This window comes from Marinobacter sp. H13, from assembly GCF_059072335.1.
Genome location: NZ_JCACRU010000001.1, coordinates 4,215,320 through 4,227,691 on the forward strand (window position 1 = coordinate 4,215,320; position 12,372 = coordinate 4,227,691).

Consider the following 12,372-nt stretch of genomic DNA (forward strand, 5'->3'; position numbering starts at 1 on the left):
TGGCTGGGGGAGTTCTTGGACCCGCTTTCCCAGCCATTTTTCCAGCCCGCCCAGAATCCGGTGGCTTCAGTTCCGGTTCTTCAGCACCTCATAAATCTTCCTGACCGCTTCCTCCTGCTTTTGTTTTTCAACCATATCTTCCAGCAGCTCCAGTACCCGTTTTTCGTCGTTGCTCCGAAGACCCGGCCAGTACACATAGGGCACCAGATCTGGATTGCTGATAAAGAACAAGGCGGTTTGTTCCGGATCGTTGGCGATGTCTCCGCGCAGGCCTACGGTAAACTGGCGGCCCTCGCCACCCCGTAGCGTTAACAGGAGGGATTGGTCCTGCTCGATGAATCGGGTTTCCTCCACGGTAATGGGCTCTGCCAGATCCGGCACGGAGGTGATGTAGTATTGAAAGCCAAGGAACCCCAGCAGAACAGCAATCAACGCTGCCAGGGCAAAGGATTTGATCATTGAGCGTATTCCATTGTGGTCAAGCGTTCCTCAATCCCTGTTCATTAGGTAGTGCCCATCCATAAACGTAAACCAATGATCTTATTGTAAAAAATGCGAACTGAATAAATAAAACCTCCGGCGGAAAATGGCATTCTTTGTTTCAACCAATTGAAATTAAAAGAAAAACCAAAATCCGCGGAGGCCACAATGCGAAAAAAAAGCATTGCACAACGCAGTATATTCGATGTGTTTGCCGAGCACGAACTCGGCCGTGAGTTGAAGCTCATGTCCGATTGGCTGGATGAGCACCCCGAAGTGCTGGAGGGGGTGGCTGCGGACTTGGGCCGAGACCGGGTGAAGCCGACCGGACGCCGTGGCTTGTCGGTGGAGACCGTGTTGCGTTGTGCCCTGCTCAAGCAGCGCCGCCAGCTCAGCTACGAGGAGTTGGCCTTTTGCCTGGAGGACTCTCGGTCGTTTCAAGCCTTTGCGCGGCTGGAGCCGGCCTGTCGGCCCCGCAAATCCGTGCTTCAGGCTTGCATCGGCCGCATTCGCGCCGAAAGCTGGGAGCGGATCAACCGGACGTTGCTGGTCAGTGCGCAAGCGGAGAAGGTCGAGCGTGGACGCAAGGTGCGGGTAGACAGCACGGTGACCGAGACGGATATTCATCCACCCACCGATAGCAGCCTGCTGTGGGACGGGGTCCGCGTCCTGGTTCGCTTGCTGAAGTGGGCTCAGGCGTTGGCGGGCGACACCCGGTTGACCTGGCATGATCACGGTCGGGCGGCGAAAAAGTATGATCGCCAGATCCAGTATGGGCGAGGCAGGCAGTCGCAAGACAAGCGCTACCGGAAGCTGCTCAAAGTGGCCCGTGCCACGCTGGATTATCTGCACGAAGCCCAACTGAGGCTGGAGGCCCTGGCGGTGGAGGCGCAGGACCTGGCCGACTGGCAGGGGGAGGCGGTGCGCTATGGCGTCTTGCTGGCGCGGGTGATCGATCAGACAGAGCGGCGGGTCCTCAAGGGGGAAACGGTGCCGGCAAGCGAGAAGGTGTTCAGCCTGTTCGAGGCCCATACGGACATCATCATCAAGGGTGGGCGAGAGATCCAGTATGGCCACAAGCTCAATCTGACGACAGGCGTTAGCGGCCTGGTGCTTGACGTGTTGATCGAGCCAGGCAACCCCGCCGACAGTGAGCGTTTTATGCCGCTGCTGGAACGGCAGATCGCCTGTTACGGGCGTGCACCACGCCAAGTGGCCGCCGATGGCGGCTATGCCAGCCAGGCGAATGTGCGCCACGCCAAGGCCCTGGGCGTCAAGGACGTGGCCTTTCGCAAGAAGAAGGGCCTGAGGGTCGAGCAAATGGCGAAAAGCCTTTGGGTCTATCGTCGGCTGTGTGACTTTCGGGCGGGTATTGAGGCGGGTATCTCGTGTTTGAAGCGGGCCTATGGGCTGACTCGCTGCACCTGGAAGGGGCTGTCTCATTTCCGAGCCTATGTCTGGTCGGCGGTGGTGGCCCATAATCTGGCGGTGTTTACGCGGCAGCGCCCCACTTAGCCCATCCCAAGATCCGCCGAACTCAGGTAGAGTGCATCGGCTAGAGGGGCCGAGGGGTGAGTTCGCCCGAAAACCGTCCTAATGCGGCCTCGGACGGCGAATTTGCCCCCCCGTGGTCCTGAAGTGTGTGAAGCGAGGGTGAGGTGTGGTTCCGTGGCCGGCCTCGCCAAGTGTGAATATTGAAAAACGCCTGTTTATGGATGGGAACTAGGTAGTCTGCGACGGCTTGATATAGTGGCAGAGAGGTTGGGTCGATCTTGCTGTTACTGGCATTGGGAAACGATGCGAAGCGTACCAGAACCATGTTGGCGGTGGGGTCAATGTAGATGGTTTGCCCGTGAACGCCTCGAGCGGCATAAGCGCCATTGGCGTTGTTGAAGATCCACCACATGCTGCGATAGCTTCCGCCGGGAAGGGTGGTGTAGCCAGCCTTGGCAAAGGCCTTTTTGTCGCCGCCGGCCTGGATTGCATTCACCACAGATTCAGGGAACAGTTGCCGATTCTTGTACTTGCCTTTGTTCAGCATCAACAGGCCTATCCTGCCAAGATCCCTGAGCCCTGCGCTCAGTCCACCACCCGCGAAAGGCGTGCCTTTGGCATCGATCGTCATGTAGGCATCCTGTTCGGTGCCAAGGGGGTTCCAGAGACGTTCAGAAAGTAGATTCGCCACGCTCTTACCGCTTACCCGGGCGATTATCCAACCGAGGGCATCAGAATTGACAGTCCGATAGCCGAACGCATCGCCGTGGTCGCCGTTTTGCTCAACGGTTTGCAGGTACTCGAAATAACCCTCCGGTCCACTGTAATCAGAAGGCTTTGGCAAGGGGCTGGCTGCCGCAGAGTATTGCCAGATGTCAGCCTCAGGATCGGCGTAGTCTTCGCTGTAATCCAGCGCGGTGGTCATATCCATAACTTGCCGCACGGTGGCACTACCAAAAGCACTGTTTTTCAGCTCAGGCACAAGGCTGTCCACAGTTGCTTCATCGTCCAGTTTGCCTTCGGCCACCAGAACTTCAGCCAGTAGGCCGGTCAGGGACTTGGTCATCGACATAGCAGCGTGTTTGCCGGTCTCGCTCAGGCAGCCGTTGTAATATTCGTATACGATCTTGCCTTTGTGAAGAATCAGCAACCCGTCGGTGTAGTTCGCAGCCAAAGACTCGCGCCAGTTCATTTGGGTGTCGCTACCCATCGGCATGAACGAAATGTCGTTGATCCCATTATCCATTGCGTACGGCAGTGGATCGGGTGCACCGATGCCGCGGCTGATCCTAGTGGTCGGCAGCAGTTCCCGGATATGACAGACAGTCCAGCGGAGTTTAGGGAAGCTGAAGTAATTGCTTTGGGGGTGGGCGATCAGCTTGTCGTCGGGCGGCGGGAAACCGGTCATCCACTGTAGTGCTTGAGGGTCCGATTCCTCTGCGCTCAGCGGGGCAGAGCCGTGGGTGCTCCCCCACGCGTTCGGGCAGCTTAAAGCGAGTAGCACAAGGACATAAGCAGGATTGAAAGCGGACATGTCCATTCACCTCGTCGATTGATCACATGGCTCTGGAGAAGACTTCAAAAGGCAGGGCTTTTAATACATAGCTTAGCGGCGTCCATGGCCACCAGGGCACGTAGGCCCGGCGCTTCTCCGATTCGATGGCTTTCACCAGGGCCTTTACACCGGTTTCCAGATCCACACGGAAGGGCGCGCTTTTAGTGTCCCGGTTAATATCCGTGAGAATGTAGCCGGGCATAATGTTGCTGACGTTGATCGGCTTACCCTTGGTATCGAGCTGCAGACCTTCCGCCAAAGAGGCTACGGCGGCCTTGGTGGCAGCGTATACGTTCAGTGGACCACGGAAGCCGCGAACACCACTGACAGACGACATTAACACCAGGTGACCGCTGTTCTGCTCGCGGAAGATCTCCATGGCTGCCTCACTCTGGGCAATAGCAGCGATGAAGTTGGTCTCGGCGGTGTGGCGGTTGGCAGCGAAATGCCCACGGCCGATGGGCTGTGAGCTGCCAATACCTGCATTAACCACCACCCGATCAAGACTACCGAGCTCATCCCGGAAGCCCCGGAACACTTCGAACACCTGATCGTAATCGCAGACATCAAGGCCTCGGACGAGTACCCGGATATCCGGATGAGCCTGCTGCAATTCCCGCTGGAGAGCTTCCAGCTTGTCTGCCCGGCGCGCACAGAGCGCCAGATTACAGCCTTTGGCCGCCCATTCGCGAGCCATGCCTTCCCCGAGACCGGTGCTGGCACCGGTAATCAGAATGTTCTTTCGCATCAGCTATCCCCTGGATTCGTTCGGATTATTTGCGCTCACAGTACCATGATCGAACGCCCAGGGGATTGACTGAAATGCAACTCTGCACTGGCCATTCCGTTCAGGGTAGAACGTTACTCCACCATTACTGTGATCTTCTCGGAAACCACTGGCGGGTTGTGCGGCACATGCATGTGATCACCGACCAAAAGCTGCAGCGTGTGTTTACCCGGTGATAGCGTGATCTCGGTTTCGGTTTGCCCGCCACCAAAGTGTCTGATTTGATCCGTTGCCGGGAGGGATTTGCTCAGATCGGACGGTACGTCGGTATCGATCAGCAGGTGGTGGTGTCCGGTGCCTGCTTTTTCCACGCCAGCAGGTGCTACGCCCATGTTCCGCAGACCAAAGACGACTTTGAAGGTTTCGTTTACGGTTGCGCCGTCAGTTGGTTGCACGAAATACACGCCAGCGTTGGCCGGCGCCTCAGACTTCATGCTCTCTGCAATCGCTGCTACTGGCGCGATCAACAGAGCTGAAAACAGTGTAATTGCGATCCTGTTCATTTCGTTTCCTCCTTGGTATTCGCCACCAGTGAGTATAGTTGAGGAAACGTATGCGTGGCGGCCGCTTCAGTTTTCCAAGGCAGGAATTATGTGCTCCTCAATTAACTGGAACTGGCGGCGCAAAAAGGCTGAACCCGGCGAGGGAGGGGTAGGGTCAGAGGTCATCACCACGGTCAGTTTGCGAGCGGGCATCACATACAGTACCTGGCCTCCGTACCCACGCCCGTAATACCCCATTTCGCCGGCGAGCGGCTGCTGGAACCAGCCATAGCCATAGGGATCATCTGTGTAGGCGGACCTTCCGCGTTCAATCCAGGACTCCCGCACCCAGTTTTCCGGAAACAGGCGCCGATCACCAAGGCGGCCTTCATTGCGATAAAGCTCGCCGATTTTGGCCAGGTCCCTTGGCGAAAGAGCCATATTATTGCCACCAAAATAGATCCCCTGGGGATCCCGGCCCTAGGCCGGAATGGTTATATTCAGTGGCTCGCCCAACCATTCCCGCGCCAGGTTGAGCGTGCTGCGCCCGGCGCTTTCAGTGAGCGCCGCCGAGAGCAGGTGGCTGCTGCCGGTGGAGTAGAGCATGCGACCGCCCGGCTCATCCACGAACGGCCGGGTGAGCACATGGTGAACCCAGTTATCGCTGTTCACCCAGGTGCCATAGTAACGGCCAGATGTCCGCTGCAACCCGGCCTGCAAAGACAGCAGGTGCCCCAGAGTTATCCGGTCCACGCCCTTGGTGGCGGAGGCGGGTACGCGGTCACCGAGCGTTTCAATAACCGGTTGATTGGTTCCCTCGAACACACCTTTTTCGATGCCGATACCCACCAGCGCGGCGAGTACTGTCTTGGAGAGAGATTTGATGTTGGTTGGCGTGTCGAGCCCGGCACTTTTCAAATCCAATGCCAGAACTTCCTGGCCCTCATGGACAACAATCAAGGAGTGAAGTCGCTCAAGGTTTGCAGCCTCTCTGGACACCTCTGTTTGCCAGTCGGCCGTCTCTGAGTGGCTTGGCGGGGTCACCAGGAGCAGCAGTGCGAAAAGCCAATATGAAAAGCGTTGCATAGTGTAAGGAGGCGCTAGCGTCTTCGTTTTGGTAAGTGGAACGTCGATCATATGACTACTGTACGTCAGCGCGCCGAGAGGAGGTCACGGCTTAATCAGATCTGTGGTGATTATCGGGTACGCGATGCAGATTTATGCGCCTCTAGCCCGGATTTCTCATAGTGCTCCAACAACCTTCGCAGACCAAGCCTGGTAGTGCCAGATCCGAGTGGTCATGGTCGAAGTTGGCGATTATTTAGCCAGTTTCCGGCATTCAGGCACAACTCCCCCTTTCCCCCATTGGTATCGGGCCGGGGGAGCCCGATTATCTACTGGGGCACCAAGCGCTGAACCAGTGCTGAGAGATCGTTCTTGTGTGGATAGCTATCACTCATCAACACCCGTATTCGGCGGGTGTTGCGGATGATGACTGCGCCAACCTTGATCAGCTTCAAGCGCAAGGTGCCGGCACTCATACGTTCGAAGGGCGTGTTTTTCAGATGCACCCGCAAACGCTCGAACAGGGTGTAGGCGAAGCCGGATAAGATCAGCCGCCACTGGTTGGTCCACCAGTGTGTGCTGGAGGTGCGACCGGCAAACAGATCCAGTTGTTGATCCTTGATCCGGTTCTCCATATCACCCCGTGCGCAATACTGTTCGTAGTAGAGCTTGAATCCGTCATCGTAGCGGGAGCTGATAACGAACCGGGGGTTCGGGCCTTGAGGGCCATATTCCAGGCGCGCAACCACCCAGCGTGGCTTATGCCAGCTTCGGGCTTTGTAGCGGAAGCGGAAGGTGCTGGCGAGCTTATGGCCATGAGCCTCGTAGTAGGTCCGGACTTTGTCCATGGCTGGGGCGGCAAGCGCCTCCAGCCGCTGGTTGCGGGCCATGCCTACGATGTAATCCACCTGGTTGCGATCGCACCAGGCCAGCAGTCGGGGCTTGCTGAAGTGGGAGTCGCCCCGGAATACGATCCGGGTCTGTGGCCAATACTGGCGAATAAATCGCACCAGCAGCGCCAGAATGGCCCAACTGTGCCGGGCATCACCCCGGTTGCTGGTGCGCAGATAGCTCACCAGCAAGTGCCGGCCGCAGAAGACGTAAAGCGGGAAGTAGCAGTGATGGTCGTAATACCGGTTAAAGAATTTACCCGGCTGATCCCCATGCACCGGGATATCGGTGCCGTCAAAATCCAGCACGATTTCCTTCGGCGGCTCTTCGTGTTGTTCAATAAAGTGGTGCCAGAGCAGCTCATGGGCCTTCACAATGGTTTGCCGGTCCATTGCCTGTTCCATTCGGCACAGCGTGGATTTGCCAGCCAGAGCGGAGGCGTTACCCGTGGCGGTTTGTAGTGCCTGATCAAAGCGAAGCGCTTCATGATCATTCAGATCTTCGTAGCCGCTGGCCACGCCGTAGACGCGCTGCCGGATCATGGTGTTGAGCCCATGACGAATCATCCGGGGATCCCGCTGGTCGGTCAGAGTCTCGGCCAGCCGTTGGGTTAACCGGTGTTGTTTGTCGACTTCGCGCAGTAACAACACACCGGCATCCGAGGTGATATGGCCTCCGGAGAAATCGGCTTCAATCTGGCGGCGGGAGAGTGGCGAGAAGGTCAGTTTTTGAGGTACCATTTTGGATGCGGCTACTGGTGCTTGGTGGATTGGTTAGGTTCTTGAAACTATAGCACTTTTAGCCGCTTCTTTTTATCCCTTCATGAGAAATCCGGGCTAGGCGCAAACATGATGATCGCCATGCCGAGCAGGGCTACGCCGGATCCCACCAGATCCCAAACGGTTGGCTGGATACCATCAATAGCCCAAAGCCAGAGAATGGCCATAAAGATATACACACCGCCGTAGGCCGCATAAACCCGACCGGCGGCAGTAGGATGCAGGGAAAGTAACCAGGCAAATGCCGCCAGGCTCAGGGCCCCGGGTACGAGAAGCCAGATGCTCTTTCCCTCGCGAAGCCAGAGATAGGGTAGGTAGCAGCCAACGATTTCAGCCAGCGCGGTAACGAGAAACAGACCGATGGTTTTCAGTTCAGGCACGGGGATTTTCCTTTGTACCGATAAAAAGCCGTATTTATGACGCTTTGTGAACCAGTCTTTACGATTTACATGGGGATAGGAGAGTAATTACCGCGCACTTCTAAACCATAGGCCTGAAATTCGGTAATGCCGCAACCCGATCCAGCCATGCGCGAATCGCAGGGTAGGCTTCCAGCTCAAAACCACCCTCATCCGCGACGTGGGTGTATGCATAGAGTGAGATATCTGCAGTAGTGACCTTCTCACCCGCCAGGAATGGCGTCTCTGCCAGTTGTTGCTCCATCACCTGCAAGGCCTTGTGCCCGCCGGTTTGCTTGGCGGCATACTCGTCGGCTTTGTCTGCCGGCAGTCCCAGGTACTTGTTGATGAAGCGCGCAACGGCGATAAACGGCTCATGGCTGTATTGTTCGAAGAACTGCCATTGCAGAACGCGGGCCTGAGCGAGGCGGTCATTCGGGTACAGATCAGAGCCGAACGCGAGGTAGTTGATGATGGCGTTGGACTCTGACAGTGTCTCGCCGCTATCGAGCTCCAGCAGAGGAATCTTGCCATTCGGGTTCTTTTTCAAAAAATCATCGGATTTTGTGTCGCCAGCCAGAATGTCGACATCAATCCACTGATGGTCGATGTTCAGCAGTTGGCAAACGAGCTGAACCTTGTAGCAGTTCCCGGATTGGGTATCGCCATAGATTTTCATGCAGTTTCCTTTGCTGGGAGAGCGCCGTTTTTCAGGCCGGGGCGTTCAGGGCTCCGATCCGGGCTGCTTGAGGTCTTTGGTGTAGACATGCGTTGTTTTGGATTGCGTATAACCAACCGCCGGATAAAAGCCATGAGACTCAAGGCGCGTTACATTAGAGCGTACCACCACCCGCGGGAGTCCCATAGAGCTGGACCAGTCTTCAGCAGACTGGACCAATAGCTGGCCGATACCAGCCCTCCGTGCGCGGGAGCCTACAACCAGGCCTGTAATTTCCGCGACAAACAGCTCGCTGAGGAACAGGCGCTTTTCCACTGCTATCCATCCAACGACCGAACCCCCGGAAAGGGCGACGAAAAGCTGATGGTCGGGAGAGTTAGCGATTGCCTCGAGCCATGCTTTCGTTCGGAGCCTGCTGGCTGTGTAACCCCATTCGAGGACCAGAGCGTGAATGCCATCAAGATGATCAGCCCGCCCCGGTTCGATTGAAATGTCCATATTCAAACGCTAGTCCGGGAGGGTGTGCTATGGCGATTCATTCTTGGGATTTGCCTTTGACCCACCTGTCGCCCTCCTTGCGATATTCCTCTTTAACCGCCGCCCAGGCTACTTTGTGGGCCGTCTCTATCGCAGCTGGCTGTCCTTGCTGCCTCTGCGATTGATGCCGCCAGACTGGCTGCGTTCCTTTTCATGGGCCGACTGGCAGTCAATGCACAAACGAACACCGGGAATGGCCTTGCGCCGGGCCTCTGGAATTGGTGCTCCGCACTCATCGCATTCCTCGGCATTCTCGCCTTTGGCCAACTGGCTGCGTGCGCGCTGGATTTCATCCTCAACGCTTGCGTCGATCTGTTCCTGAACCGCACCATCACGAGACCATCCGCCTGCCATGGGGCCCTCCGAAGTCTGGCTGACTGAAACCACTCAACGTTAGCATTGTAGCTCGGGTGCTCAAAGATGGCCGACGCTGATTTGGCTGATGTGAAGAGTCAAAGCCTACCAGTTTCAGTCTCGGGCCCACCTCGAAGAACCAGATACAGCAAGGGCCCTGCGGAGACAAACACTGCTGTCAGAACGAAAAACGGAATCAGGTAACTCAATCCTTTGCCTCGACGTTTGGCATCCTGGTACATCCAGATGCAAGCCAATACCGCGAGAATGTAGAGATCGATAACAACCTGTGCGGTATCGGGGCTCGACATCAACTGGGCGCCGAATGCGAGGAGCGATTGCTCGGCGCCGGCCATCACCCAGAAGGTGAAGCCCATAAACAGGCAGAGAACGACGAGGGGGAGGGGGGATAGTCTCATAATCTTCCTTGATTTATTTGTTGCTGGAATTAAATGTCTTCAGCGATGCGCTTGAGGGATTCGCCATCAAGAAAATCGGAGTCAATCTTTAGCAGCTTTGCATCTTTGCCGATCACAAAGAGGAAGGCTTTGTTCCCGTGGTCGGAGTAGGCGAGTGAATAGGAATCCTGCGTCCAGGTGGCGACATCTCTGCCGCTGACAAAATTCTCGTGCACGGCCCCGATCAACGTCTGGTCACAATCGGCTGCCGCTGTCTCAAAGAAAACAGCCTCGAAAAAAGCGCCCGCTGGGCAGCCGTATTCCACCGTTTCATCGTGGGTCATGTCTGCGAATGCCAGGAATCGTTTACCGTGCTCGTCGCCGTATCGGAAGATCAACATGTCCTGGCTGTCGCCAATATCGCCAACAGCGGCGAAACCTGCCGGAATGCTGAATCTCAAGTCCGAGTACACAAGCTCGATTTGGTTACCGGCATGAACAGCAACGGACAAACTTAAAGCAACAGCGATCAATCCAATCTTGAACATCTCAAATTCCCTTTAGTGCCATGTGGATTTCAGAGCGGAAATTCTGGCTGACTAGCAGCTTGCAAATGTAATGAGTCTGACTGTTACCGGAAGCGATGTTTTTACCGATGCCAGCCACTTGCTTCACGATATAGGAGATTCCTGGCTTGCCGCCGCTCGGTCTGGGAACCAGGTCCATGGAAGCTGAGCACGATTGCGACTCGGTTACTGCGGTATAGACGACCTCAGCGGATCGTTCATTGACGGATTCAGGTGAGGCAGTGCCATCGCCCCAGAAAAAGTTGATGGGAGCAGAGACATACTCACGGTCACTGTGATCCATGATCCAATTCCTTTTGTTTACTGAGAGATAACGTCCTCCTGGACGCTTTGCACGTTAGCAAATGATCATTGCGAGAGCGAGTAAATCTACTGCGACCAAGTCACGTTCAAATTCGAAAAAATAGATCTGCTTCAGTTATTTGCGCCGGACTCATTTTTTATGCAGTGCCTTGTAGCGTTCCTCCAGTTCGGCACGAATGGCCCGGCGCTCCTTGCCGTTGGCAAATCGCCGTATCTGATCATCGGTGCTAGGGACCAGCTGCGGCACGGCGACGGCTTTGCCGTTGTCATCAACCGCCACCATGGTAAAGAAGCAGCTGTTGCTATGGCGAACCAACTTGTCGCGGATGTTCTCGGTAACCACCTTGATGCCGATCTCCATGGAGGTACGGCCGGTGTAGTTCACGCTGGCCAGAAAGGTCACCAGCTCGCCAATCTGGATGGGCTGGAGGAACATCACCTGATCGACGGACAGGGTAACAACATAGGTCCCCGCGTAGCGGCTGGCGCAGGCATAGGCAACCTCATCCAGGTACTTAAGCAGGGTGCCGCCGTGCACATTGCCGGAGAAATTGGCTTTGTCCGGCGTCATCAGAACGGTCATGCTCAGGCTTGTTGAATTGTTTTCCATGGCGCTTCTCTGTTGGTTTTGCTGTCCAGTATAGGCGCCAGGCTGCCAGCGGTGGCAGTAGTTATTAGTCGGCCTCGAACGTCACCAGATCCACATCCGCTGCCTGGGTGCGTAACGGCACCAATGTCTGATAGGCAGGAGAGTCGTGCCAATCGGCAACGGAATCCGCATTGGGAAAGCGGATAACCACCGTATCGGTGTGCCGGTATTGCCCACTCAGCACCTTTGCCCGTGTACCCCGAAGCACCAGCTCCCCATCCCAGGGAACCAGCGTTTCCGGAACAAGGCTGCGGTACTCTGCCCATTTCTCGGGGTCTTTCACGGTGATGTTGCCGATCACGTAGGCTGTCATTAGCGGGCTCCGGTTATCGAGTGGGTGGTTCAGTCGGGTTGAGTCGGATGGTCACGAAAAATAGATCTGTCCCGGTTTCGCTTACCGCCCTAAGTCCAAAAATTTGCGAAAGCGCTTATTCAACTCCTCTTCGTCAAGCTGATGGTAAAGCCACTTTCTGGCCTCGGATGACTTCCGCTGAATTTCGATCTTTTCCGGACCGGCATCCATTCCCTCGGCTTCCTGTGAGAAGGTCTGCGCGCCAGGGCCTGAGAACGTATCTCTGCTATGTAATCGGCAGCCTCGTCGTTGAACAAAAACCTGACAGGCAACGTCTTTTCCTCAAAGACTGCCAAGCACTTATCCGAAACCTGACCTCCACCCCGTATGGACAAAATGAAGTCGATCGTCGCCTAATAGATTTCAAACCGTTTGTCGAAAAGGTCCATCCTGTGGCGATATGCCGCTGTTTTCCAATGTTTCCAAGCTATATACACACCCAAGAAACCTATTACAGGTACAGCAAGCGCACTGAATAATTCGGTAACAGGCATTAGGTCCTCAAGAAACATTCAGGCAACCTTCCGTATAACGCCCGCCATCACCGGTGACAAAACCAGAGCGAAGCGGAGGTTTTGGCAT

At 55.9% G+C, this 12,372-nt stretch carries 16 protein-coding genes and 1 pseudogene; 1 reads left to right on the forward strand and 16 read right to left on the reverse strand.

All coding sequences use genetic code 11. The features are described 5' to 3' along the window. Positions 1 to 66: 66 nt before the first annotated feature. Positions 67 to 459: a hypothetical protein gene (locus AC5JQH_RS19655; RefSeq protein WP_482902068.1), complete on the reverse strand. Its 393-nt coding sequence runs from the start codon at positions 457 to 459 to the stop codon at positions 67 to 69. Positions 460 to 648: 189 nt separating this feature from the next. Between AC5JQH_RS19655 and AC5JQH_RS19660 the strand changes: the two genes are divergently transcribed. Beyond that, positions 649 to 1,995, forward strand: a complete 1,347-nt coding sequence (locus AC5JQH_RS19660; RefSeq protein WP_474541292.1) for an ISNCY family transposase — start codon at positions 649 to 651, stop codon at positions 1,993 to 1,995. Positions 1,996 to 2,035: 40 nt separating this feature from the next. Here AC5JQH_RS19660 and AC5JQH_RS19665 read toward each other — a convergent pair whose 3' ends face one another. The 15 genes and pseudogenes from AC5JQH_RS19665 to AC5JQH_RS19735 all read right to left on the reverse strand — a co-directional run bounded on the left by AC5JQH_RS19665 (position 2,036) and on the right by AC5JQH_RS19735 (position 11,751). Then, on the reverse strand, positions 2,036 to 3,508 hold the full coding sequence (locus AC5JQH_RS19665) for a serine hydrolase domain-containing protein (protein ID WP_493805892.1): 1,473 nt from the start codon (positions 3,506 to 3,508) through the stop codon (positions 2,036 to 2,038). A gap of 22 nt (positions 3,509 to 3,530) precedes the next feature. Next, positions 3,531 to 4,277, reverse strand: a complete 747-nt coding sequence (locus AC5JQH_RS19670) for an SDR family oxidoreductase (protein ID WP_008169520.1) — start codon at positions 4,275 to 4,277, stop codon at positions 3,531 to 3,533. 113 nt (positions 4,278 to 4,390) lie between these two features. Next, positions 4,391 to 4,810, reverse strand: a complete 420-nt coding sequence (locus AC5JQH_RS19675) for a DUF4399 domain-containing protein (RefSeq protein ID WP_405420962.1) — start codon at positions 4,808 to 4,810, stop codon at positions 4,391 to 4,393. Between the two features lie 75 nt (positions 4,811 to 4,885). After that, a pseudogene (locus tag AC5JQH_RS19680) lies at positions 4,886 to 5,935 on the reverse strand (serine hydrolase domain-containing protein). Positions 5,936 to 6,192: 257 nt separating this feature from the next. Beyond that, the gene (locus AC5JQH_RS19685; protein ID WP_493805489.1) at positions 6,193 to 7,494 is read right to left on the reverse strand and encodes an IS1380 family transposase; all 1,302 of its coding nucleotides are present in this window, start codon (positions 7,492 to 7,494) and stop codon (positions 6,193 to 6,195) included. 80 nt (positions 7,495 to 7,574) lie between these two features. Further along, positions 7,575 to 7,913, reverse strand: coding sequence for a YnfA family protein (locus AC5JQH_RS19690; RefSeq protein ID WP_493805893.1), 339 nt, complete (start codon positions 7,911 to 7,913; stop codon positions 7,575 to 7,577). Between the two features lie 100 nt (positions 7,914 to 8,013). Continuing rightward, positions 8,014 to 8,610 carry a glutathione S-transferase family protein gene (locus tag AC5JQH_RS19695; protein ID WP_008169510.1) on the reverse strand — a complete coding sequence of 199 codons (597 nt, stop codon included), beginning with the start codon at positions 8,608 to 8,610 and terminating at the stop codon, positions 8,014 to 8,016. A gap of 45 nt (positions 8,611 to 8,655) precedes the next feature. Beyond that, positions 8,656 to 9,108, reverse strand: a complete 453-nt coding sequence (locus AC5JQH_RS19700; protein WP_008169509.1) for a GNAT family N-acetyltransferase — start codon at positions 9,106 to 9,108, stop codon at positions 8,656 to 8,658. 37 nt (positions 9,109 to 9,145) lie between these two features. Continuing rightward, positions 9,146 to 9,238 (reverse strand): ChaB family protein, encoded by a 93-nt coding sequence (locus AC5JQH_RS19705; protein WP_075267801.1) that lies wholly within the window; start codon positions 9,236 to 9,238, stop codon positions 9,146 to 9,148. Next, positions 9,235 to 9,501 carry a DksA/TraR family C4-type zinc finger protein gene (locus AC5JQH_RS19710; RefSeq protein ID WP_491713749.1) on the reverse strand — a complete coding sequence of 89 codons (267 nt, stop codon included), beginning with the start codon at positions 9,499 to 9,501 and terminating at the stop codon, positions 9,235 to 9,237. The genes AC5JQH_RS19705 and AC5JQH_RS19710 overlap by 4 nt, the downstream gene beginning before the upstream one ends. A gap of 98 nt (positions 9,502 to 9,599) precedes the next feature. After that, positions 9,600 to 9,920, reverse strand: coding sequence for a DUF2834 domain-containing protein (locus AC5JQH_RS19715; RefSeq protein ID WP_491713750.1), 321 nt, complete (start codon positions 9,918 to 9,920; stop codon positions 9,600 to 9,602). A 29-nt stretch (positions 9,921 to 9,949) separates the two neighbouring features. Further along, the gene (locus AC5JQH_RS19720; protein ID WP_491713751.1) at positions 9,950 to 10,447 is read right to left on the reverse strand and encodes a hypothetical protein; all 498 of its coding nucleotides are present in this window, start codon (positions 10,445 to 10,447) and stop codon (positions 9,950 to 9,952) included. 1 nt (position 10,448) lies between these two features. Then, positions 10,449 to 10,769 carry a hypothetical protein gene (locus tag AC5JQH_RS19725; RefSeq protein ID WP_493805894.1) on the reverse strand — a complete coding sequence of 107 codons (321 nt, stop codon included), beginning with the start codon at positions 10,767 to 10,769 and terminating at the stop codon, positions 10,449 to 10,451. Positions 10,770 to 10,919: 150 nt separating this feature from the next. Next, on the reverse strand, positions 10,920 to 11,399 hold the full coding sequence (locus AC5JQH_RS19730; protein WP_014576853.1) for an acyl-CoA thioesterase: 480 nt from the start codon (positions 11,397 to 11,399) through the stop codon (positions 10,920 to 10,922). A gap of 64 nt (positions 11,400 to 11,463) precedes the next feature. Continuing rightward, positions 11,464 to 11,751 (reverse strand): DUF1330 domain-containing protein, encoded by a 288-nt coding sequence (locus AC5JQH_RS19735; protein ID WP_491713754.1) that lies wholly within the window; start codon positions 11,749 to 11,751, stop codon positions 11,464 to 11,466. Between the last annotated feature and the right edge of the window lie 621 nt (positions 11,752 to 12,372).

Bases quoted from the DNA above. Each gene is read 5' to 3' on its own strand.
- AC5JQH_RS19720 (WP_491713751.1), bottom strand. From the start codon at position 10,447: ATGTTCAAGATTGGATTGATCGCTGTTGCTTTAAGTTTGTCCGTTGCT.
- AC5JQH_RS19660 (WP_474541292.1), top strand. From the start codon at position 649: ATGCGAAAAAAAAGCATTGCACAACGCAGTATATTCGATGTGTTTGCC.
- AC5JQH_RS19695 (WP_008169510.1), bottom strand. From the start codon at position 8,610: ATGAAAATCTATGGCGATACCCAATCCGGGAACTGCTACAAGGTTCAG.
- AC5JQH_RS19685 (WP_493805489.1), bottom strand. From the start codon at position 7,494: ATGGTACCTCAAAAACTGACCTTCTCGCCACTCTCCCGCCGCCAGATT.
- AC5JQH_RS19710 (WP_491713749.1), bottom strand. From the start codon at position 9,501: ATGGCAGGCGGATGGTCTCGTGATGGTGCGGTTCAGGAACAGATCGAC.
- AC5JQH_RS19735 (WP_491713754.1), bottom strand. From the start codon at position 11,751: ATGACAGCCTACGTGATCGGCAACATCACCGTGAAAGACCCCGAGAAA.
- AC5JQH_RS19665 (WP_493805892.1), bottom strand. From the start codon at position 3,508: ATGTCCGCTTTCAATCCTGCTTATGTCCTTGTGCTACTCGCTTTAAGC.
- AC5JQH_RS19725 (WP_493805894.1), bottom strand. From the start codon at position 10,769: ATGGATCACAGTGACCGTGAGTATGTCTCTGCTCCCATCAACTTTTTC.
- AC5JQH_RS19700 (WP_008169509.1), bottom strand. From the start codon at position 9,108: ATGGACATTTCAATCGAACCGGGGCGGGCTGATCATCTTGATGGCATT.
- AC5JQH_RS19730 (WP_014576853.1), bottom strand. From the start codon at position 11,399: ATGGAAAACAATTCAACAAGCCTGAGCATGACCGTTCTGATGACGCCG.
- AC5JQH_RS19655 (WP_482902068.1), bottom strand. From the start codon at position 459: ATGATCAAATCCTTTGCCCTGGCAGCGTTGATTGCTGTTCTGCTGGGG.
- AC5JQH_RS19715 (WP_491713750.1), bottom strand. From the start codon at position 9,920: ATGAGACTATCCCCCCTCCCCCTCGTCGTTCTCTGCCTGTTTATGGGC.
- AC5JQH_RS19670 (WP_008169520.1), bottom strand. From the start codon at position 4,277: ATGCGAAAGAACATTCTGATTACCGGTGCCAGCACCGGTCTCGGGGAA.